Origin of the sequence: Flavobacterium anseongense, from assembly GCF_021608185.1 — a bacterium.
Taxonomy (GTDB): domain Bacteria; phylum Bacteroidota; class Bacteroidia; order Flavobacteriales; family Flavobacteriaceae; genus Flavobacterium; species Flavobacterium anseongense.
Map to the genome: position 1 here is coordinate 297,699 of NZ_JAKIHN010000003.1, position 22,261 is coordinate 319,959.

Annotated in this window: 17 protein-coding genes and 1 tRNA gene; 11 read left to right on the forward strand and 7 right to left on the reverse strand. The window is 34.3% G+C overall.

Translation table 11 applies throughout. From position 1 onward, the window contains the following. Positions 1–446: 446 nt before the first annotated feature. The 6 genes from L1S35_RS06450 to L1S35_RS06475 form a co-directional block, all read right to left on the reverse strand. Entirely contained in the window at positions 447–983 is a 537-nt protein-coding gene (locus L1S35_RS06450) for a T9SS type A sorting domain-containing protein (RefSeq protein WP_236398089.1), read from the reverse strand. Positions 984–1,000: 17 nt separating this feature from the next. After that, positions 1,001–2,188 carry a hypothetical protein gene (locus L1S35_RS06455; protein WP_236398092.1) on the reverse strand — a complete coding sequence of 396 codons (1,188 nt, stop codon included), beginning with the start codon at positions 2,186–2,188 and terminating at the stop codon, positions 1,001–1,003. 124 nt (positions 2,189–2,312) lie between these two features. Next, entirely contained in the window at positions 2,313–3,974 is a 1,662-nt protein-coding gene (locus L1S35_RS06460; RefSeq protein WP_236398095.1) for a helix-turn-helix domain-containing protein, read from the reverse strand. 246 nt (positions 3,975–4,220) lie between these two features. Next, positions 4,221–4,294, reverse strand: a tRNA-Asn gene (locus tag L1S35_RS06465). Positions 4,295–4,378: 84 nt separating this feature from the next. Next, complete coding sequence (gene rseP / locus L1S35_RS06470) at positions 4,379–5,725, reverse strand: RIP metalloprotease RseP (RefSeq protein ID WP_236398098.1); 1,347 nt, start codon at positions 5,723–5,725, stop codon at positions 4,379–4,381. A 78-nt stretch (positions 5,726–5,803) separates the two neighbouring features. After that, the gene (locus L1S35_RS06475) at positions 5,804–7,726 is read right to left on the reverse strand and encodes a M1 family metallopeptidase (protein ID WP_236398101.1); all 1,923 of its coding nucleotides are present in this window, start codon (positions 7,724–7,726) and stop codon (positions 5,804–5,806) included. A gap of 177 nt (positions 7,727–7,903) precedes the next feature. Here L1S35_RS06475 and serS point away from each other — a divergent pair, with 177 nt between their 5' ends. The 11 genes from serS (at position 7,904) to L1S35_RS06530 (ending at position 19,106) form a co-directional block, all read left to right on the forward strand. Continuing rightward, positions 7,904–9,175, forward strand: coding sequence for a serine--tRNA ligase (serS, locus tag L1S35_RS06480; protein ID WP_236398103.1), 1,272 nt, complete (start codon positions 7,904–7,906; stop codon positions 9,173–9,175). Positions 9,176–9,280: 105 nt separating this feature from the next. Further along, on the forward strand, positions 9,281–11,059 hold the full coding sequence (locus tag L1S35_RS06485; RefSeq protein ID WP_236398106.1) for a tetratricopeptide repeat protein: 1,779 nt from the start codon (positions 9,281–9,283) through the stop codon (positions 11,057–11,059). Positions 11,060–11,101: 42 nt separating this feature from the next. Beyond that, positions 11,102–11,413, forward strand: coding sequence for a DUF4286 family protein (locus tag L1S35_RS06490; RefSeq protein ID WP_236398109.1), 312 nt, complete (start codon positions 11,102–11,104; stop codon positions 11,411–11,413). Between the two features lie 87 nt (positions 11,414–11,500). Next, positions 11,501–12,277: a 16S rRNA (adenine(1518)-N(6)/adenine(1519)-N(6))-dimethyltransferase RsmA gene (gene rsmA / locus L1S35_RS06495; protein WP_236398112.1), complete on the forward strand. Its 777-nt coding sequence runs from the start codon at positions 11,501–11,503 to the stop codon at positions 12,275–12,277. Then, the gene (gene mgtE / locus L1S35_RS06500; protein WP_236398115.1) at positions 12,267–13,619 is read left to right on the forward strand and encodes a magnesium transporter; all 1,353 of its coding nucleotides are present in this window, start codon (positions 12,267–12,269) and stop codon (positions 13,617–13,619) included. Before rsmA ends, mgtE begins: the two co-directional genes overlap by 11 nt. Before the next feature lie 394 nt (positions 13,620–14,013). Beyond that, positions 14,014–15,258: a tyrosine-type recombinase/integrase gene (locus tag L1S35_RS06505; RefSeq protein ID WP_236398117.1), complete on the forward strand. Its 1,245-nt coding sequence runs from the start codon at positions 14,014–14,016 to the stop codon at positions 15,256–15,258. After that, positions 15,255–15,956: a hypothetical protein gene (locus L1S35_RS06510; RefSeq protein ID WP_236398119.1), complete on the forward strand. Its 702-nt coding sequence runs from the start codon at positions 15,255–15,257 to the stop codon at positions 15,954–15,956. Before L1S35_RS06505 ends, L1S35_RS06510 begins: the two co-directional genes overlap by 4 nt. Positions 15,957–16,021: 65 nt before the next feature. After that, on the forward strand, positions 16,022–16,303 hold the full coding sequence (locus L1S35_RS06515; RefSeq protein ID WP_236398122.1) for a helix-turn-helix domain-containing protein: 282 nt from the start codon (positions 16,022–16,024) through the stop codon (positions 16,301–16,303). A 1-nt stretch (position 16,304) separates the two neighbouring features. Then, a complete protein-coding gene (locus L1S35_RS06520; RefSeq protein WP_236398125.1) occupies positions 16,305–17,081 on the forward strand; it encodes a hypothetical protein in 777 nt (258 codons plus the stop codon). Between the two features lie 167 nt (positions 17,082–17,248). Next, positions 17,249–18,109 (forward strand): AAA family ATPase, encoded by an 861-nt coding sequence (locus tag L1S35_RS06525; protein ID WP_236398128.1) that lies wholly within the window; start codon positions 17,249–17,251, stop codon positions 18,107–18,109. Continuing rightward, entirely contained in the window at positions 18,078–19,106 is a 1,029-nt protein-coding gene (locus L1S35_RS06530) for a DUF3871 family protein (RefSeq protein ID WP_236398131.1), read from the forward strand. The genes L1S35_RS06525 and L1S35_RS06530 overlap by 32 nt, the downstream gene beginning before the upstream one ends. A 4-nt stretch (positions 19,107–19,110) precedes the next feature. Here L1S35_RS06530 and L1S35_RS06535 read toward each other — a convergent pair whose 3' ends face one another. Continuing rightward, on the reverse strand, positions 19,111–22,260 hold the full coding sequence (locus tag L1S35_RS06535; RefSeq protein ID WP_236398135.1) for an AAA family ATPase: 3,150 nt from the start codon (positions 22,258–22,260) through the stop codon (positions 19,111–19,113). Between the last annotated feature and the right edge of the window lies 1 nt (position 22,261).

Genomic DNA, 22,261 nt, shown 5'->3' on the forward strand with positions numbered 1-22,261 from the left:
ACGAAATGTAGCATAAAAAATCAAAACGAAAATTATGCACAACGAAATGTAGCATAAAAATCAAAACGAAAATTATGCACAACGAAATGTAGCATAAAAATCAAAACGAAAAATTATGCACAATACGCGGCTAAGGAATACAGGGTAAATTATGAGGGCAAAAATGGTTGATTGGGTGGGGTTTTGTTGAAAAGTAAACAAAATGTATATCACTCCTCTTTTATATTTCTTATTTTAGCTGAAACCCCGCTGCCGCACGAATCCTTTCGTGTGGTATTCTAACAGATATAAATTTAAAAAAACAATATAAAACTCCAACTAACCGGACTAGTATAGCCATTGCCCCGATAGCGCGGATTTGCAATCCTTACTTAAAAAGTATTATCATATTAAATCAAAAAGCCCGATACTTTCATATCAGGCTTTTTAAATAAGCAAACCATTTATTACTGCTTAATAATCTTTATCGTTTTCACCTCGGTATCAGAAGCCACTTTTACAAAATAGGTTCCTGCGGTAAGGTTTGAGATGTCAAAAGCTACTTCGTTACTATTAAAAAACTTCGTTAGTACTTGTTGCCCTAATACGTTATAAAGTGCAACCGCTGTTATATTCCTATCGATACTGATGTTCAGTATATCCTTTACCGGATTTGGATAAACAACTACGTTCTTTAAATCGAAGTCGGCTGTTCCTAAAGTGGTTTGTACACTAATTACGTTTCTGAACACCGGACCCCAAACTCCGGTATTGTCTTTTATACGAATGTTAAAAACATGCAGTCCAACGGCAGGCAATACGATTCCCGTTTTTGTAAGTTGCTCAAAAGTGCTGTTGAAACTGCCATCTGTTGCTAAAACCGGAGTAGCAAGTCCGTATCCAGGATCGGTATCCCAAAAATATTCTGCTTGTACTACTGAAGATTGTGCTGAAGCAACAATTACCATTAAAAATGTCGCTACACTATATATAAATTTGTTCATCATTGTCGTATTTAAAATTATTTAGAATAACCAGATCCTGAAACGTTCAGTGTGCTGGTGTTTAAAATTGCTCTTGGAGTAAGTAAATAGTTCACTTGTGGCATTCCACCTCCATCAGCCGGCCAGTAGTTATCCCAGCTGTTCGAGCCACCATAGTGTCCGGCATCGTTTCGGGTTAAGTCTAAATCGGTGTACAATACCGAAGGATTTCCGGCATTTACATTCATACCGGTTACGGTATAGTATGTATTGTTGAAGTTCATATTAACGGCTCCGGTGTTGTTGCTTTGTGTAATTGTCCCTTCGGTTACAAAGGCATTAGTAGATACGTTATAGGTTGCCGTTACATTTGCTATACCATCGGTTTGGATACAGGCATTGGTTTGGGCAACTACAAAAGAAATCGCATTGTTCATGATGGCAATATTTCCGCCACTGCCCGGACTACCATTTCCGGTAATATAAATTGGCGCTACATCTCCGCCATTAGGCTCATACACCGTATTGTTTATGATTTCGTTAGATCCGCCTGCTTTGGTCGCATAAACGCCAAATCCTGAAGTAAAGTTATTGTAGAACTTAAAATTATAACTGCTCTGTTGATTCGCAATTAAAGAAGAGGTTGCATTTCCTATAATTTCAACATCGTAAGTTGCTAAGGAAGTGTCAGAAGAAGTATTGTAGGCGGTTATTCTTTGCGCATTGTTTCCGGTCATCCTTCCGTGTGAGAAGAATACATATCCACTAACGGTACATCCTGACATATTGGTGGTCGTGTTTGCCTGAGTGGTATCAACATTATTCAAAAAGCAGTTATATAGGTTTACCGTAGTTCTTCCACCCGTAGTTGCTGCTGTAACTGTTACATTATAAATCGTAAAATTCCCTGAACTCAAATTACAAAAGGTAACGACTCTGCCTGCCAAAGGCGTAATGTTTATTGTTCCTCTTATAAAATACTTGTTATAAATAGTTTCGGATACGAATGTTAGTGATTTGTTTACAGTAATGTTTTCTACATAGGCAGATCCATCCGTTTTAGGCTGAATGATGATTCGGTCTCCATTTGACGCTGCGGTAATGGCTGCGGAAACGGTAGAATAAGAACCTCCGGCGCCTAGATTTCTAACATGCAAATCGGCAGCGGAAATCATTGAACTAAATAAACCAATTACGGCTATTACTGTAATTTTTAAAATTTTCATAGAGTAGATTTAATAATTTAGAGCGTAAATCTATGCCTTGAAAACGGGAGTGCCAATTAGTGTATGTGACTATTTATAAAAAACAATATAAAAAAACGAGTCTAAACCAATGGGAAACAAAAGGTTATTTCCTCAACTGTTCGATGTAATAGCTCGGCGACAGACCAGTCTGTTTTTTGAATACCCGAACAAAAGTAGCGGCGTCCTTATAGCCTACCTCTTCGGCAATGGCCTGCATGGTGTAGTTCCTGAAAACAGGGCTTTCATCCAGCTTTTGAAGTACATGCCCAATGCGAAGTTCCTGTGTATACTCTGAAAACGTCTTATCCATCACTTGGTTGAAATACTGAGAGAGATAGGTGGTGTTTGTATTCAGCTTTTTGGCCACAAAATCGAGTCTGAAGTTAGGTTTAAGGAAAGCTTCTTTTTCCTCAAGCTTCCGCAGACCCATAGCCGTTTTTGTGATAAAGTCATCGTCGAGAGTATATTTCACCTCTTTCTCATCATTAGTTATATCATCCGGTAACAATGGTTTTTCCTTAAGTTTCCGGATAATCTCAAGAAACCGTCGCTGCTTGCTTTTTTGCTCCCGGTAATAATAATAAAAGCCCAAAGCCGTTATCGTCAAAATAAACAGCACGCCAAAGAGCCCGAGTTTAAAATAGGTTTTCTGGTTAATTATTTCTTCGGACTCGGCAGTAATTTTCTTGAGGTCGTAATTATGGACAAAACCCAATGATTTATTCTTGATAACGTCAATAGAGTCTATCAGCATCAAACTTTTCCTTGCATAACGATAGGCCTCCTTATTATCTTTTTTGGCGTTATAGCTTTTAGACAGAATATTATAGATAACCAAAAGGTTTTCCTTTGAAATCCGGGTTATTGCATAATTTTTAATGTAGCGGTGGGAATAAGTAATAGCGGAATCATATTGTTTCAGATGATAAAAACAATTGGCCATACCGAGATCGAACTGCTGGACGGTACGTATGTTTTGCTCAATGTTATTGCCATGCTTTCCTTTACGATATAAGGCAAGTGCTTTTCTATACTGACCTCGCATTTCTGCATTACCTGCCTGTCGCATATAGAGAAGTGCTGTGGTGTAAGCGGTTTCAAAATCGTGATCAAGCATCAGCCTGGCAGCCTTATTAAAATAATAATCAGCAGAATCAAGCAAAATAGGTTTTTTTGACTGCAGGTAGTATTTCTGATAGGCTTCCCCAATCATATTATATTTGTCAGCAAACAATTTATCGTTCATGGTCTTGCTTTCGCCTTCGCCCAGCCGTAAATGCGGAGATGTTGCCGCAGCGTGCTTTAGCATTGCGATGCCTTCAGCATAATCCCCCAGGGCAATTCTGGCAATACCATATTGCTCTTCAAAACGATCGGTGGGATTGCCATCATTGTATTTGTCAAGAAAATAAAGTGCCTGGCTGTATTCCCCAAGATTTTTATGGAGGTAGAACAACTTGTTTAGACACATGCCCTTTAAATCGACATAAGATTTATTTGATGTCAACCTGCTTTTACTTTCGAGCGTGTCGAGCAGTTCAATCAGAATTTGTTTTGCGGTTTTATAATCGGAGCGGTTGTAATGGTAGTTGGCTATATAGTATTTCCCACAGAGGCGGAATATTTCATTTTGGGAAGTGGTCATCCGTGTTGCCGCTGCAAGTGCTTTTTCGGGATTACTGATGAGCAGCGCCTGGACTTCCCTTATCTGTATTATATCCTTCCTGCTCAGTTCTTGTGCGATTGTAGCATAAGAAAGCGTCAATAGTAGGATTATTTTAAGATACTTTTTTAGCATGAGGATGGTTAAAAAGCTAAATTCAGGGTTAACTTTAATTGGGATTCAAATGTAAATAATTAAAAGGATTTTTTGAAAACTGAAACTGAATTAAAATGACTACTTCTACTGATTTTAAGGTTGCCATAAAAATTGGAGACATTCCGAAGCTTCGGAACTAGCCCAAAACCATTGCATAAAAAAAGAGCAACACTTTCATGTTGCTCTTTTAAGCTCCCCCTCTTGGGCTCGAACCAAGGACCCTCTGATTAACAGTCAGATGCTCTAACCAACTGAGCTAAGGAGGAAGATAGTTTATCTTTTAAGCGGTTGCAAATATAGAACGATTTTTATTTTTTACAAATAAATAATCAAGAAAATTTTAAAAAATATTATTTGTTAAAAATTGCCTTATAAATATCATTCCCGTTGGCAAACAGCAACAACGAAATAAGTAAAACAAAGCCAACCATTTGGGCGTTTTCTAAGAACTTATCGCTTGGTTTTCTACCGCTGATCAGTTCGTATAATAAAAACATTACATGACCGCCATCCAATGCCGGAATAGGCAATAAATTCATAACGCCAAGCATGATCGATAACAATGCTGTGATGCTCCAAAACGCTTCCCAACTCCAGCTATGTGGAAATATATTGAAGATAGCCGCAAAACCACCAACACCTTTGTAAGCACCTGTGCTTGGAGTGAAAATAGCTTTTAGCTGCTTTCCATAACTGCTGAGTTGGTCAAAACCTTTGTTAATCCCAACCGGAATTGATGCAAAGAAACCAAATTCTTCTTTGCTTACTTTGTACAATCCTAACTTTTCTAAATCGTCATACGGTATTTTAGAAGCGTAGGCAATTCCAAGTTTGGCACTATCGTTGACTTTTATATTAGCCGCAACTTCTTTCCCATCTCTTTTGATAAGTACGGGAACCGTTTTCCCTTTCAAAGTATCAAGAGCTGCCAAAAACTCATCGGCGAATTTTATTGGTTTTCCGTCAAGGCTGGTAATAATATCTTTTGGTTTCAGTACCGCTTTGTTTTGTGAATCGTCCTGAACTTCTCTAACAATAAAAGGAAGACGCAGCTCTAACAACGATACTCTTTTGCCCTGCATCAATTGGTCGATAAAGTTTACCGGAAAATGTACTTTTACTTCCTGTCCATCACGAAGGACTACTATTTCTTTAGACAAAAGTGCCTTTTCGTTAGCTTCACTAAAACGTTCCACTTTTTCGCCATCAATTGAAATCAGTTTATCTCCTGTTTTTAATCCGGCTTTTTCCACTACCGGATTGGCAACCCAAATACCATCTTTCACTTCACTGTTAGCGATATATTGTTCGCCATAAAAGAAGGTCATCCCAATATAAATGATAAACGCCAAAATAAAATTCACCGTAACTCCACCAAGCATAATGATTAATCGCTGCCATGCTGGTTTAGAACGAAATTCCCATGGCTGCGGCGGCAATGCCATTTGCTCTTTATCCATGCTTTCATCTATCATTCCTGATATTTTTACATAGCCTCCCAATGGCAGCCAGCCGATACCGTATTCGGTTTCGCCGATTTTCTTTTTTAATAAAGAATATTTGATGTCAAAAAATAAATAGAATTTTTCTACTCGTGTTTTAAATAATTTGGCAGGAATAAAATGCCCTAATTCGTGAAGTATAATTAGTATTGATAAACTCAGTAAAAATTGTGATAATTTGATTGCAATTTCCATTTCTTATGTATCGATTTCTTTTAAACGCACAAAAGTAAGGTTTCCACCTTACTCTTGCACATAATAGTTTGTATAAGGTTATTTTTTTATGAATTTTTTATGATAAGTTCCTTCTGTAGTCTGAATATCCACATAATGAACACCCGTTGATAGGCTGTTTACCGAAAAATCTAAATTAGAATTTTCCAAAACTTTTTGACCCAGATTATTGTAAACAATTACTTTTTCCAGTGTTGATGTAATTGGCATTTGAATATGCACTAAATCCGAACCCGGATTAGGATAAATCGAAACCGCATTGTCTAAATCAAAGTTTTGATTTCCTAGGGTAACCGAAGAAGAAGCTCCTGCAATTAGATGTCGTTTAGGATCAAATTCAACACTCGTGATTGAAAATGGAACACTAGTGATAATTACCTCTCCGTTAACTGTATTGTTCAAAACAATATCCGCTTGTTGCCCGCCGGCACCAAAAATTCTAACCGGAACCGGCATTTCAAAATACGAAACAGAAGCATCCGATTGGGTTTGGTTAATGACAAATCTGGCCTGACCTGCACCCCAGTTTTGAGCCGTAATCGTATAAGTAGGATAGCCTTGGTTGTAAATCCAATCGTTAAAGAACTCGGTTAAACTTTGTCCGTAAACCGCTTCCATATGGGTTTTAAAATCTGTGGTTACCGCATATTTATATGCGAGATTTGGATCGGCTAAATAATTTCTCATTCCAAGAAAAAATGCAGCATCCCCCATTTTAAAACGCAGCATTTCCAAAACCATAGCGCCTTTGTTATAACTCAATCGACTGCTGAAAATTCTGTTTACATTGGTGGCTTGTAAATCAGTTAAATAAACATTCCCTGTCGGACTTGAAGTAATATAATCTATCATACCTCCTTTTTCAGTTACAAAAGCATCAGCGCCATCAAAATTTTCAATCACTAAAGTTGCCAAATAGGTTGCAAATCCCTCATTTAACCAAATGTCTTTCCATGTGCCGCAAGTCACTTTATCGCCAAACCATTGGTGCCCCATTTCGTGAGCAATCAATTGCCTGTCAAAATTATACATAAAAGAAACTGTGGTATGCTCCATCCCTCCGCCCCAACTAAACTGGGCATGACCGTATTTTTCGTTGCGAAAAGGATAGGGCTCAAACAATGTTTCATACAAATTCATTATTCCTATAGTCTCACTTAAATCCGTAACAGCAGAACTATAATTTTCAGGATAAATATAATTTATAACGGGAAATGTATTTGGTGCCGTTCCTGCGGTTTGGTTGTAAATTTGATAATTTGTAACCGCTATAGCAATTAAATAAGCCGGAATCGGGTAACCGTGATGAAAATGTGTTGTCTTGTTAGCACCATTGATTACTGGTGCTTCAGGTTCAACTCCGTTGGCTACTGCAACATACTGTGATGGCGCAGTAACATAAACATCTATCACATCAATTTTATCATTCAAATCCTGCTTGCAAGGCCACCAGTCTCTGGCACCAAATGGTTCTGAAAGTGTCCAAATAACCGGGCTGCCACTATGCGTTGTTTGAACAAAAGAATCAAAACCATTGGTCGGCGGAACACCCGAATAATTAATCTCAACAGTAGCAGAAGTTCCAGTAGTTTGAGTCGCAGGCAAAGTAATAATCAACTCATTGTTGGTGTTTTCGACAAAAGTCAAATTGGTTGCTCCCATTTTAACCGAACTCGCCGTTAATTCATTGGCAAAATCAAATGTTATCGTAGTCATGTTTTCCAATGCTGTATAGGTAGTAAACACTTTCCCTGTGATAAACTTCACCGTTGGATTAACTGTAAACTCCAATCGGTGATAGGTAACATTGTAATTAGCCGTATTTGGGTTTACTTCAATATTCATTTGTTGTTCAGCCGATTTCATTTCAGCTTCAGCAATAGAATTGGTTTTGCTTAAGTTGCGCTGTGCAAAAACAGAAGCTATCGAAAGACAAAGTAATAGTAAGTAGGTTTTTTTCATAGCATTGTGAAAATTTTTGCGAATATACTAATAATCAACACGAATTAATCTTAAATATTCTATAAACTAATATATTGATAACACTTTAAATACGAAGAACCCGAAGCCTAAGTTTTTGTATATCGGAAAGGTTATATCAAACATTTCATTAAATTTGCGTCCATATATAAAAATATCATGTTACAGATTAGTTACATCAGAGATAATAAAGAAAAAGTGATTGCGGCTTTGGCCAAGAGAAACATGGATGTGAAGACACTCGTGGAAGAAGTAATCGCATTAGATGAAAACAGAAGAAGCGCACAAGTTGAGCTTGATAATACTTTGGCAGAATCAAACAAATTATCCAAAGACATTGGCGATTTGATGAAAAACGGAGAAAAAGCCAAAGCAGAAATACTAAAACTGAAAACCGTTCAGTTAAAAGAAACCAGTAAAGAGCTTGGTGATAAAGCCGATGCTTTAGCCAATGACCTTTTAGAAAAAATGTATCTGTTGCCAAACCTTCCTGCCGATATTGTTCCGGTTGGAAAAACTCCGGATGACAACCTAAACGTTTTTCAGGAAGGTGATATTCCCGTTTTGCACGAAGGCGCACAGCCACACTGGGAATTGGTAAAAAAATACGACATCATCGATTTTGAATTAGGCGTAAAAATCACCGGCGCAGGTTTCCCTGTTTATAAAGGAAAAGGAGCCAAATTACAACGTGCACTGATTTCATATTTCTTAGATAAAAATACTGAAGCCGGTTATCAGGAGTTTCAGGTTCCGCATTTGGTAAACGAAGCTTCTGCCTACGGAACAGGACAATTGCCTGATAAAGAAGGCCAAATGTACCACGATGCAACCGACGATTTATATTTAATTCCAACTGCTGAAGTTCCGGTAACGAATATTTTCCGCGATGTGATTTTACAGGAAAGCGAATTGCCGATTTTGTGTACAGGTTACACACCATGTTTCCGTCGCGAAGCTGGTTCTTATGGCGCACACGTTCGCGGTTTAAATCGTTTGCATCAATTTGATAAAGTAGAAATAGTTCGCATCGAACATCCTGATAAATCATACGAAGCTTTAGATGGCATGGTCGAGCACGTGAAAACCATTATGCGTGAACTGAAATTACCTTTCCGTGTTTTACGTCTTTGTGGAGGAGATATGGGATTTGCTTCGGCATTAACTTATGATTTTGAAGTGTTTTCTACGGCTCAGGATAAATGGTTGGAAATTAGTTCGGTTTCGAATTTTGAAACGTTCCAGGCCAATCGTTTGAAACTGCGTTTTAAAGGAAAAGAAGGCAAAACACAATTAGCACACACATTGAACGGAAGTTCATTAGCATTGCCAAGAGTTTTAGCCGGAATCATAGAAAATTACCAAACTCCGGAAGGAATAGTTATCCCTGAAGTATTGCGCAAATACACTGGGTTTGACATTATAAATTAACAAAGTTAATCTGCAAGTCGAATAGCAGAATTTTTTAACAAAACGATGTACTAAATTGACATAAATAACGTTACTTTAGTGCATTGTTCGTTTCTACTGAAATTCATGAAAAAAATTCTCATCATATTTATACTATTCCTTTGCTTTTCGGCGCAAGCCCAAAACGAGCAATTGGCGAATAATTACTTTGACCGTGGCGATTTTGAAAAAGCATTAGTGAGTTATGAAGAATTGCTAAAATCGAATGAGGGAATTTTTAATTACTTCCAACGAACCGTTGAATGTTTACAGCAATTACAACAATTTGAGAAAGCGGAAAAAATGTTGATAAACCGAATCGACAAATACAAACAAAGTAATCTTTTGGTCGAATTGGGATTCAATTATCAGTTGCAGAAAAATCAAGAGAAAGCCAATAAATATTACAATCAGGCAATTGATAAAATAAAGAAAAATGCTAACGAAGTTTACGGAATTGCCTATGTTTTTGAAAGAAAAGCATTGGTAGATTATGCTCTTTTGGCCTATCAGACTGCACTCGAAAAAGAACCTAAATTGCCCGTCAATTTTCAAATGGCTACGCTCTACGGACAAAAGGGTAATACCGATTTGATGATTGAGATGTTTTTGCAGGAATCCTATCAAAACCCACAAAATCTGCCGTTAATTCAAAATCAGTTATCCCGATTTATGACTGAAGAGGTAGATACCAGTTTCAACGACTCGTTGAAAAAAGCGCTATTGCTAAGAGCACAAAAAACACAGGATGTCTTTTGGAACGATTTCTTAAGCTGGCTTTTCATACAACAAAAAGAATATGGCAAAGCCTTTATTCAGCAAAAAGCGATTTATAAACGAAACCCGGATTCTTTTGCCAATATTGTGAATTTAGGTCAAATGGCGATTGAAGACAATGACCAGGATTCGGCTACCGAAATTTTGACTTTTGTACTCGAAAACACCAAAGATTTAGAATTGCTTATTCAGTCGCATTCCTATTTGATAGAAATGAAGATTGATCACGCTACCGAGAAAGATTATCCGGCAATAACAGCCGAATTAAATTTGTTGATTAAAGAATTTGGCGTAAGCCCATACACCCTTTCGCTATTAAAACTGCAAGCCGATTTTAATGCGTTTCATTTAAACAATGTTGAAAAAGCCAAAGCAATTTTAAAAAGCGCTATGGAAATGCCAATAAACAGATATCAATTGGCAGAAGTAAAAATGGAGTTGGCTGACATTCTTTTATTTGAAGAAAAATTCAATCAGGCATTAATCTATTATTCCCAAATTGATGAAGATATGAGTGGCGACGTAATTGGTCAGGAAGCCAGTCTGAAAACCGCCAGAACCAGTTATTTCAAAACCGATTTCGAATGGGCATCACACCAATTGAAAGTCCTGAAATCGGCTTCATCACAACTGATTGCCAACGATGCATTGGATTTGTTTTTACTTATCAGCGATAACACAGTAGAAGATTCGTTACAGGTTGCCCTGAAGAAATTTGCGCGTGCTGATTTTCTGTTATATCAGAATAAAAAGAAGGAATCGTTGGCGGCATTTCAGTTGATTTTAAAAGAACATAAAGGCGAAGATATTGAACCAATAACGCTTTTACGAATAGGAAAAATCTATGAAAAATTAGGTGATTATACTAATGCTTTAGCCAACTATGATACTATAATTACAAAACATAAAGACTGCATTTATATTGACGAAGCACTTTATTTTTCGGCAGAAATTTATAATATTCAACTGAAAGATACAGAAAAAGCAAAACCGCTTTATGAAGAAATGCTTACCAAACACGAAGACAGTATTTATTATGTCGATTCGAGGAATAAATACCGAAAATTAAGAGGAGACACCAATTTGTAAATTCCAAAAAAGAAATTCCAAATTCCAAAATTAACTTAGATTATGATTTTATACAACGTTACCATAAACATCCACGAAAGCGTTCACGACCAATGGATGCGTTGGATGCAGGAAAAACATATTAATGATGTGTTGGCAACCGGAAAATTTTCGGCAGCAAGAATGGTAAGGGTTTTGGTTGAAGAAGAAATGGGCGGAACAACCTATTCTATTCAATATACAACTGACAGCAAAGAAACATTGCAAAAATATTATGATGAAGATGCACCAAGATTACGCGAAGAAGGACATCGTTTATTTGGAGACAAAATGCTGGCTTTCAGAACAGAATTGGAGTTGATCTCTGAACATTAACAGATTGTTGGATTATTAGATAGTTAGATTATTGGAAAGTCTAAAAAAATCTGATAATCCAAAAATCCAAAAATCTAAAAATCTAATATGGACGTAAGAGCCAAAAAACATCTCGGACAACATTTCCTAACGGATGAATCTATTGCCCAAAATATAGCCGAAACTTTAAATTTTGAAGGCTATGACATTACTTTGGAAATTGGTCCGGGAATGGGTGTTTTGACCAAATATCTTTTGGAAAAACCAACCGAAACCTATGTCATTGAAATCGACACCGAATCGGTAACGTATTTGGATGCGCATTATCCAAAATTGCACGGCAAAATCATCTCGAAGGATTTTCTGAAATACAATATCAACGAAGTTTTTGAAGGCAAACCTTTTGCCATCATTGGCAATTTCCCATATAACATTTCGTCACAGATTGTATTTAAATGTTTGGAATTACGCCATCAGGTTCCGGAGTTTTCGGGTATGTTTCAAAAAGAAGTAGCCGAACGCATTTGCGAAAAGAAAGGCAGCAAAACCTACGGAATTCTATCTGTATTGGTTCAGGCTTTTTATGATGCTGAATACCTGTTTACGGTTCCACCCGATGTTTTTAATCCGCCGCCAAAAGTAAATTCTGGTGTTTTACGCTTACGCAGAAAAGAGAATTTCAGCTTACCTTGTAATGAAAAATTATTTTTTTCGGTAGTAAAAACCGGTTTCCAGCAACGTCGCAAAACATTGCGAAATAGCTTAAAATCATTCAACCTTTCGGATAATTTAAAAGAAGATACTATCTTTGACCTCCGTCCGGAGCAATTAAGCGTTGAACAGTTCATAGAACTCACTCAAAAAATAGAAGCCAATGCAGTTTAAAATCAGCAAAGAACTCTTAGAGCAAATCGAGCAACTCATTCATCAAAAGAACGACCAGGAATTGGCTGTTTTGCTGAATGATATGCACCATGCCGATATTGCCGAGATTTTTGATGAATTAGACATTGAGGAAGCTACTTATATTTTCAAAATTTTAGACAGTGAAATTACAGCTGAAATTCTTCCGGAACTTGAAGAAGACGTTCGTGAAAAAATCCTAAAAGGCCTTTCTGCCAAAGAAATTGCAGAAGAGCTTGATGAATTAGACACCGATGATGCTGCCGATATTATCGCCGAACTTTCGCAAAGCAAAAAAGAAGAAGTAATCTCGGAACTCGAAGACGTTGAACACGCCAAAGATATCGTCGACTTGTTACGCTACAGCGAAGCAACCGCAGGAGGTTTGATGGGAAAAGAGTTAGTAAAAGTCAACGAAAACTGGAACGTGCTAACCTGCGTCAAAGAAATGCGAATTCAGGCTGAACACGTTACCCGAGTACATTCTATTTATGTAGTTGATGACGAAAATCGTTTGAAAGGCAGGTTATCGCTAAAAGATTTATTGACAACTTCTACCAAAACACCAATCAGCGAAGTCTATATCAAAAAAGTAGATTCTGTAAAAGTGGACACGCCAAATACGGATGTTGCCCGAATCATGCAAAAATATGATCTGGAGGCAATTCCGGTTGTAGATGAATTAGGCCGATTGGTAGGTAGGATTACCATTGACGATATCGTAGACGTAATCAAAGAAGAAGCCGACAAAGATTACCAATTAGCGGCCGGTATCTCGCAAGATGTTGAAGCAGATGACAGCATCTTAGACTTAACCCGAGCACGTTTGCCTTGGTTGGTTTTAGCTCTTTGTGGCGGATTTATAAGCGTAAGGGTTTTAGGTTTGTTCGAAGGCGCAATGACCAATCACGGTAATTTATTTTTCTTCACACCACTAATTGCAGCGATGGCCGGAAATGTAGGGGTACAATCCTCAGCGATTATTGTGCAGGGTTTGGCTAATCAATCCATCAGCGGTTCTTTATTAAATCGTTTGATTAAAGAAGTTTCCTTGAGTTTGCTCAACGGAATTATTCTCGCCGCCATCTTATTTGTCGGAAGCCATTTTCTTTTGAATGTAGAAATCATCATAGGTGAAATCGTTACCATAGCACTGATTTCGGTAATTATCATCGCTTCACTTATCGGAACTTTTATACCATTATTGCTCCATCGATTTAAAATTGATCCGGCTTTAGCAACCGGACCATTTATCACCACAAGCAACGATATCTGTGGTATTTTGATTTACTTTTCAATAGCCAAATTAATTTTAGGTTTTTAATTAGGAGCGGAACATTTTCTTTCTCTAAACTATCCTCCCGCTGTCCGCGCTACAAGGTAGCCAGCTCCCATCGGGGCTAATGGGACGTTATGATTTTCTCTAGAGCTTTTATACCCGGAATCACCTTAAAAAAGTTTGACTCCAACCACAAATAAAAAAAGCCTCCGATTAAATCGGAGGCTTTTATGTACCCGGAGCCGTAATCTATTCTATTCAAAAGTAAAAATCTTGCAAACTCTTTAAAAGTGTTGAAACTACCAATATTTTCAATGTTTAAAGAGTCAAAAGCAACTTTATTTTTCATCTCCATTTTGAATTAGATTTAACTGATTTTACATATACCATACAAGTACTGTACAGAATTTAGATTTGCATTGTTTAAATACAATTTTAAATGGCAACAATAAATTTTTTATACAGGTCTGCTAAAAATAGTGCAGAATTAAGCCTTAGATTATTATTCAGAAGTATGGGGGATGATATTACAATTGGAGCTAATTCAAAAGTTAAAATTGAAAAGGATTTTTGGAAGAAACACTTAAATCAAAAGAACCTAAAAGATATAAATCTGATTAATGAGCAAACAAGGTTAAAAAAGCTAATGAATGACTTAACAGCTCATATTTTAGAGAAGTTTCAGAAATCAGATAAAGGTTTAATCAATAAGGAATGGTTACAATACCAAATTGATACCTTCCATAACCCAAAAGAATTAAAGCCAAAAGTACCAATCTTTTTAACTGATTATTTTGATTATTATATTGAGCTTTCAATTAATAATTACAACACAAAAAAGAAACTTGTAACAACAAAAAATAAACTTTTGAAATATGAGTTCAAACTAAAAAATAAGTTAGTTATTGAAGATTTAGACAACGTAGAATTAAATCTTTTCAAAAGGTATCTGACAACTCTCGAATACAGTCACAATACAATCTTGGGGGACTTAGTTAATATAAAAACTATTTGTAGACATGCTAAAAGCTCTTTGACAGTAAATGATGAAATATTCAATTTGTCTTTAAAAAAAGAAAAAATCAATATTGTATATCTTGATTTTGAAGAAATTAAAAAAATATCAGAGCTAAGCAATCTGCCTGATTCTCTTGACAATGCTAAGGATTGGTTAATGATTAGTTGTTACACAGGACAAAGAGTTTCAGATTTTATGTCTTTTAGTAAAGAAATGATAAGAACTGAAGTTGATAAAGATGGGGATGTAATTACCTATATTGAATTCACACAACAAAAGACCAAACAAAATATAGCTTTACCTTTGCATCCCGAAGTGATTGAAATTTTAAAAAAGAGAAATGGAGACTTTCCAAGACCTATATCTGATGTAAAATATAATGTTTACATTAAATTGATAGCTAAAAAAGCAGGAATAATTGATTTAATAGATGGTTCAAAAATAGACAGTGATATTAACAGAAAAATTAAGAGTGTATATCCTAAAAATGAACTAATTACATCTCACATTGGAAGGAGGTCTTTTGCAACCAACTATTATGGCATAATCCCAACACCATTAATAATGGGTGCAACAGGGCATCAATCTGAAAAAATGTTCTTAAATTACATTGGTAAAAGTCAATCAGATAGAGCTAAATCATTATCAAAATATTTTAAACCATGAAGTTTGAAGAATTATATAAAAGTTTATTAGAAGCTGAAATAGATTTATTGGAATTAAATTCAGGTGAACGGGTATCCACTAATTTGAAAGAGCAGTTAGAAACCATTAGCACATTTATTTTCAACCAATCATTGAAAGTGTTCCAAGCGAGTAAGGAAGAGAATTTATTTTGGAGTCATTGTACAATTGCAATTTATAACAGTACTTATGAAGATAGACTAAAACAGGCTTTGGACAATGACAATAACAAAATTCACAATGAGCTTGAATTTGTAGAGAGTGAAATAGGTTGGTTAATCAATCTGAAGATGAATTTCAGCAATTCAAATTATCATCCTGACTTATTTAATCCAATTGAGAAAAAAATAAGGCTATTGGAATTTAAAAAATATCAATTATTACCAGATAAAAAAGAAGAACTGTTAGACTTTGATGATTCATCAGCAATGGAGAAAGTTATTTACCTACATAAATTAGGGGTCTTAGATTTTTTAAGAAAACAAACTGCTTTTAATAATTCAACCAACAATCTTGCTAAGTTTTTATCTGCTGTAACAGGAGAAAATAGTAGGACTCTTCAATCTTACCTTAATCCAATTTATAGTATTCAAGTTGACCAAAAAAATAATCCTTTAAGCAAAAAAACATCAGTTGAAAGGATAGAAAAGCAGCTAAACTTGATGGGGATTTCTGTGTAAAATTTATTTAGGGAACCCCTAATTAAACCCTAAGACTTCTTGCACCATAATTTAATTTTTCGATTATGGCGGAAGCAACAATCTTATACAATGTCAGTTTACAGGAGCTCAAAGACATTATTGACACATCTGTTAAGGAAAACTTAGATGGTGTCTTTGATGCTCTTAAAAGAGAAAAAAATGAGACTCTTTTAACCAGAGAAGAAACATTTCGGTTTCTAAAAATTGATTCAACGACTTTATGGTATTGGACTAAAGCAGAAAAGCTCAAATGCTATGCTATTGGTAATAGAAGGTATTATAAAAAAAGTGAAGTTTTGGAATGTCTAACCTTATTAAAAAGCTAATATGGAAGAGATTTTAGGCTACGGATTTTTCTCAGATGATGAGGGACCTGTAGAAAATAAAGACACTTCAATAAATAAAAACAACAAATCAGATAACATCAATATTTCCTCCGTATCACATAGTGAGGAGGAAACTGATAAAATTTTACTGTATGATCACAACAAAACTTTTATTGAAAATTTTGAAGATGGTATTGATGTAAAATATGTCATTGTACCTATTTATAAAGAAGGTAACAAGGATGAAAACTTTACTCCTCTTCTTAATGCCGGTGCTAAAGTGATAATGAATAGGAAGAAAATCATGGATGATTATAGTGAAGGGCTAAACTATTTTGTTTTAGACTATGATTCAATTTTCGGATTGAGATTATTATCCTTTCAAAGATATAATAGTAAAACCTTTAAATGTGATGAGAGGGCTTTTTTTGAGACCCTAATTATCAAGTTTCGCAGATTTAATTATCAAAAGTTTTATTATTCCTATCCAGAAATTCTAAAGGAATTAGGAATAAATATTGACAGAGCACACACTATTGTTAAAAAGTTCATTAAAATGGGTTTTTTAAGGTCAGAATTAATAACCTCTGTAATAGATGGAAGACCTTCACAAATTACTTATTATTGGTTGAATGCGTCAAAAATTATTGAGTTAATTCCAACTATCTTCAAACAACCTTTTCACGAAAATGTGAAAGAGGGTATTTCAGAATACCTAAAGGAAGCTTTGCCCGGAGATGATGACAATCCAAAAAATATTTCAGATATAATGCAGTAAAGGGAGTTTGGCTCCCTTTTTTTCATCGATGGAAATCCCCTGATAAGCTCAGTAAATAAAATATATTCAATTACTAAAGAGATAATAGCTCATAATGTTTCTCTTTTATCAGCGGATTCCCATCAATGGTTTTCAAAACCGAAATTAAAACTTAAAATAAATTAAAGATGGAATTAAAAAAATCAGAAAGAAAAAAAGCCAAGATTAAGATGGCTTTACAAGGACCTTCAGGGTCAGGGAAAACCATGAGTGGATTATTGATAGCACAGGGATTGACAAATGGTAACTTATCTAAAGTAGCCATCATTGATAGTGAGAGTGGTAGCAGTAACCTTTATTCTCACTTAGGAGGCTATAATGTGCTTAAACTCGATAATCCACATTCACCAGAAAGGTATGTGGAGGCAATTGATGTTTGCATAAAAGCCGGAATGGAAGTCGTGATACTTGACAGTATAAGTCACTGTTGGGATTTCTTATTAGATTATCATGCTTCATTGCAAGGTAATTCTTTTACCAATTGGGCAAAAATCAAACCTTTAGAAAAGACATTTGTTGACAAAATACTTCAAAGTGATATTCACGTTATAGCAACAATGAGAGTAAAACAGGACTATGTGTTAAGTGAAAGAAATGGTAAAATGGTTCCTGAAAAAGTTGGATTAAAAGCTATTCAAAGAGATGAAATAAGTTATGAATTTACTATAGTTTTTGATATAGACAGTAAACATTTTGCTGTATCCTCTAAAGATAGGACTTTACTCTTTGAAGGCAAACCACAATTCATGATAAATTCTTTCACTGGAAAGAAAATTTTGGATTGGTGTAACAGCACTATGACAAAAGTTGAGCTTCAAAATAAAGTTTCGGAATGCAACACTCTAAAAGAACTCACAGACCTGTACAATGATAATCTTGATTTGGCAAAAACAATTGAACAAGACTTCGTAGCCAAGAGAGATTTGCTAAAACAATTAACCTCAAATATTTCAACAAATGGAAATGGAACTCATACCAGTAAAGATTGAGCAGGAAGCTCAAGTACCTATAGCCAATAAAAGTGATTTTACTTCTGTAGGTACTGTTGCACTCGAGAAAATTCATCAAACATCGCCATTCATTGAGGCTAATACAGAAAGTGTTAGCCTTTCTTATTTAAAACAACAATGTGTTATCCCTGTTTTTACTAAAGATAATGAGATAACCATTTCACACCAAGAGTTTATAGAAGCTGCTTTATCAAGCTTGAGAACTGTTTTTGGCAATGTGATGTCTGAGACTCCTGAAATAAGGGTAAGCCACCAAATTAAAGGAAGAACTCCGGATGCTTTACATATTCCGGCTAAGGACTTGGAGGAGCATCAAAGAACTACATATTTTGAAAGGATGGCATTCATTATTAAACTTCCAAGTATATGCGATACTATAAATGGTAACAAGCTTTCACTAACAATTGGAGGAGTAAGAGCTTATAATTTGGAGAACCTTTACAATAAAAAATCCTATGAAAAGTTCAAGTTTTTCATAGGTTTTCAAAACATGGTTTGTTGCAATCTCTGTGTCAGCACAGATGGTTTTCAAAGTGAGATTAGAGCAATGACTACTTTAGACTTGGAGGATAAAATGATTAAGGTTCTGCAGGGTTATGATGCCAGTCTGCATTTACAGAAAATGAAGTCCTTAACAGAACAGTCGTTAAACGAAAAAAACTTTGCTCAGATTATAGGTAAGGGTAGGCTTTACAATTATCTACCTAAAAAAGAAAAATCTTTACTGCCAGAATTACTCTTAAATGATGGTCACTTTTCTACAATTGCCAAGGATTATTATCAGGACGAAAGCTTCTGTAGAAACAGTAATGGTGAAATTAACCTATGGGAGTTTTATAATCTTCTGACAGGTTCTAACAAATCCTCTTATTTAGATACTTTTCTTGATAGAGGTGCAAATGCTTTTGATTTTACTCAAGGCATTTCAAAAGCACTAAGTGATAGTAATTCTAACTATTCTTGGTTTTTGAGTTGAAAATTCAGCCCTTTTTCAGGGCTGAGCTTTTTAGCTTACCAAAAGTTTCAAATTCAATATATTTAGAATCAAATAAGTTTACGGGTATTTTTTTCTGCAACAATAAATGAAAGTTCTCTTCATGTGTAGAAACTATTAATTGCTTATTTAAGAATAAGATTAAGCTTCTGAATAAATCGATAAATGATAATACGTTAATACTATCCATTGACTGTATAGGGTCATCGATAAAAATACAATCAATAATTTCTCCATTGTCTGGATTTTTCGTTTTTAAAGCTCTCGCCAAAAAAATGCTTAGACTCAGAATGTTAATTTGCGCAGTACTAAAATATAGCGAAGGAACAGACTTTTCTTTTTTGCCGTTAACTTCTTTTATAGTATAAATTTGAAGACGAGGATTTTTTTCGTCAAAATCGCATTCAAACTCTATCTCATTATAATCAGGATGCGGGTCAATTTTTTTATATATGCTATTTATTAATTTTTTATAGAAAAAACCATCAATTGTCTCTTTTAAAAACACAATTAAATTATTTTTTTCTTTATTTAATTTATCAGCAACATCTTTGAGATGTTTTGCTTCGTCTTTGAGAATGTCAATTTCTTTTTGAAGTTTTGCAGTTTCATTGACTTTTAAACAGTCGTCCTTCAACTTTTCAACTATTGAAAAATTCTCAAATTTTTTGAACGCTAAATTTAAATTCTCTTTTTCTGTAGCTATTACTTTTTCAAATTCACTATCAGCTTGGGTTTTATTGATAATTTTTAAATCAATTCCAAATTCGGTTTTAATATATTGCTCAAAATTTTGAATTACTTTTTTAACAAGTAATATAATTTTATCTATCTCTTCTAACTTTGTTAAACATTCTTGCTTACTTAAATCATTCTTTAGTAATTTAGAATAAACGATGTTTTGAAGTCTTGTGTTTTCTTCAATTTCAGCGTTTATTTTTACTATTTTTTTAGAACTATCCGAAGCTGCAGCATTTAGTAAGTTTATATCTATTTGGTTAGTTTTGAAAATAGACGAATAAAAATTTATTACTTCTCTATATTCCTTATTAGCCTTTAATTCAGATATACTTTTAAGAAGATTGTCTGTGTTCGATAATGAGCTATTGATTTTGGTATTGCTATTCTTTATAGCATTTTCATTATTTACAACGCTGTTTTTCGCCTCTGACATTTTATTCTCAAGCCTAACTATTTCATTTTTTATTTTTTCTTCAAATTCATTAATTTCAATATTGCCTTCGAAGAATATATTTATTTCTTTGATTTCATTCTCTATTGTTATTAATTCTTGTGTTTTTGAGTTTTTTTGATAGCTTAAATTCTCAGCTTCCTTTTGATTTTTTAATTTATCTACTTGAAAAGGATTAATAATTTTATTCAATTCTCTTTTCAGTTTTAATTTGTTTTTTAAAAGTTCATCATCGAGAATAATTAGTTGATTTTCAACATTTAATTTATCTTCAATACTTCTTTTAAGCACTATTCCAAACAGTTTATTGTCAGTTATTTTATCTGAAAGCTGAATAAATGAATCGTACTCTTGATTACATAAGGGACATTCAGAAGTATAGCTTTTTGAAATGATTTCTAAACCTTTAGAAATAAAGTCTTTTACCTCTTTGCTAAGTTCGTTCTGCTGGTTTATCTTATCATTAATTTCGATTAGAACTCCATTTTTATTTAAAATCTCGTTTTTAGTTTTAATTATGTTTTCAATAAGCTTTTGTTGATTTTTTAGTTCTTTAAAGTCTAAAAGGATATCTATGTCATTTTCAACTTTTTCTTCGAAATATAAATATTGATTTAGTTTAAGGTTTATGGCTTCTATTGTTCTCTCTTTTTCGGCAATCTGATCGGTTAAATTACTTATTTCTTTTCCATATTTTTCTGCTTTCTTTTTCGACAGATTTAGTTTTTCTATCTGTAGAGGTATATACTTTAATTTGATTTGTTTATTCGACAGTTCGTCCCTGAGGGCAATTATCTCAGAAGTCTTTTTAGAATTAATTTCTAACAATTCTTCAATTGCTTTTTGATTAAAAATTTTTTCCTTTTCGTATTTATTTAAAATTTTACCTCTTGCATTTATCTCGGCATCAATTGTTGAATAGGTTTTGAATTTCAGCTTAATTTCTGAATGTAATTTGTCTATATTTAATTCTTCTTGAACTTGCTTATATAAATTTATGCTTTTGGTCTCTAAACTTTCCTTTTCACTTAATAATTTAATTAATTCGTTTATCTCAACCTTGGATTTTTCAACTTCTTGTACTCTTTTGCGATTGTTGTAATAAGAAACAATTCCGTTATTTGCAGTTTCATTATTATCAGAAGGAGATCCATTGTATGCCAGATCAATAGTTCCTATTCTTAATTTTATTGTTTCAATTTCAATATTGAGACTGACAATTCTTGATTTTACTTTTTGGTCTAAAACTTCAAATTTACTTTGGGTGAAAGTATCTTTCTCAATAATATCTAATTCGTCTTCATAAAGTTTTAAAAACTCAATAGCTTTATTGATTTCATCAAATTTTTTACTCTCTTCATCATAATCTATTTTCAGCTGATTTTTTTGTTTTTCATCTATATCAGATTTTATGTTTTTTATGCTAAGTTCAATATTGTCTAATAGTTTCGATATGTTTTTTAAAGAGTTATTGTATGATTTAATATCTGGATTAAATTCAACAAATTTATTGTATCTGTCATCTGCCTTTTCTTCTTTAATAAATGTGTCGATTAGGTCTTGGCTTAAAATTACTTCTTTAAAGTATTTATTTTCCGGAATTCCTTTTGGGTTATATTTTTTTTTCGGATTGATAGTGCCTTTAAATTCTTGAACAGAAGTTTCAATATTCACCTCACCTTTTTTTGATTCATTATTTAATAAAATTGCGCCATCATTTTCTTTCCTAATTTTTGTAAAATCGATCATCCTGTCAAACCGCTGAATTTGATGTGTAACTCCCCATTCAACGGCGTCATAAAATGAGGTTTTCCCAAATCCATTTGGGGCATAAATTGAAATAAAATTTGCAATATTGTTGTTCGGCAACATAAAGTCAAATGTAGAATCTTCAACATTCTTAAAAGCTCTAAATCCAGATATTTCCACTTTTTTAACTTTCATA

Excerpts from the sequence above, each read along its gene's own strand:
- L1S35_RS06515 (WP_236398122.1), top strand. The coding sequence starts at position 16,022 with ATGGCGGAAGCAACAATCTTATACAATGTCAGTTTACAGGAGCTCAAA.
- serS (WP_236398103.1), top strand. The coding sequence starts at position 7,904 with ATGTTACAGATTAGTTACATCAGAGATAATAAAGAAAAAGTGATTGCG.
- L1S35_RS06450 (WP_236398089.1), bottom strand. The coding sequence starts at position 983 with ATGAACAAATTTATATATAGTGTAGCGACATTTTTAATGGTAATTGTT.
- L1S35_RS06520 (WP_236398125.1), top strand. The coding sequence starts at position 16,305 with ATGGAAGAGATTTTAGGCTACGGATTTTTCTCAGATGATGAGGGACCT.
- L1S35_RS06530 (WP_236398131.1), top strand. The coding sequence starts at position 18,078 with ATGGAAATGGAACTCATACCAGTAAAGATTGAGCAGGAAGCTCAAGTA.
- L1S35_RS06490 (WP_236398109.1), top strand. The coding sequence starts at position 11,102 with ATGATTTTATACAACGTTACCATAAACATCCACGAAAGCGTTCACGAC.
- rsmA (WP_236398112.1), top strand. The coding sequence starts at position 11,501 with ATGGACGTAAGAGCCAAAAAACATCTCGGACAACATTTCCTAACGGAT.
- mgtE (WP_236398115.1), top strand. The coding sequence starts at position 12,267 with ATGCAGTTTAAAATCAGCAAAGAACTCTTAGAGCAAATCGAGCAACTC.
- L1S35_RS06535 (WP_236398135.1), bottom strand. The coding sequence starts at position 22,260 with ATGAAAGTTAAAAAAGTGGAAATATCTGGATTTAGAGCTTTTAAGAAT.
- L1S35_RS06525 (WP_236398128.1), top strand. The coding sequence starts at position 17,249 with ATGGAATTAAAAAAATCAGAAAGAAAAAAAGCCAAGATTAAGATGGCT.
- L1S35_RS06455 (WP_236398092.1), bottom strand. The coding sequence starts at position 2,188 with ATGAAAATTTTAAAAATTACAGTAATAGCCGTAATTGGTTTATTTAGT.
- L1S35_RS06510 (WP_236398119.1), top strand. The coding sequence starts at position 15,255 with ATGAAGTTTGAAGAATTATATAAAAGTTTATTAGAAGCTGAAATAGAT.
- L1S35_RS06475 (WP_236398101.1), bottom strand. The coding sequence starts at position 7,726 with ATGAAAAAAACCTACTTACTATTACTTTGTCTTTCGATAGCTTCTGTT.
- rseP (WP_236398098.1), bottom strand. The coding sequence starts at position 5,725 with ATGGAAATTGCAATCAAATTATCACAATTTTTACTGAGTTTATCAATA.
- L1S35_RS06505 (WP_236398117.1), top strand. The coding sequence starts at position 14,014 with ATGGCAACAATAAATTTTTTATACAGGTCTGCTAAAAATAGTGCAGAA.
- L1S35_RS06485 (WP_236398106.1), top strand. The coding sequence starts at position 9,281 with ATGAAAAAAATTCTCATCATATTTATACTATTCCTTTGCTTTTCGGCG.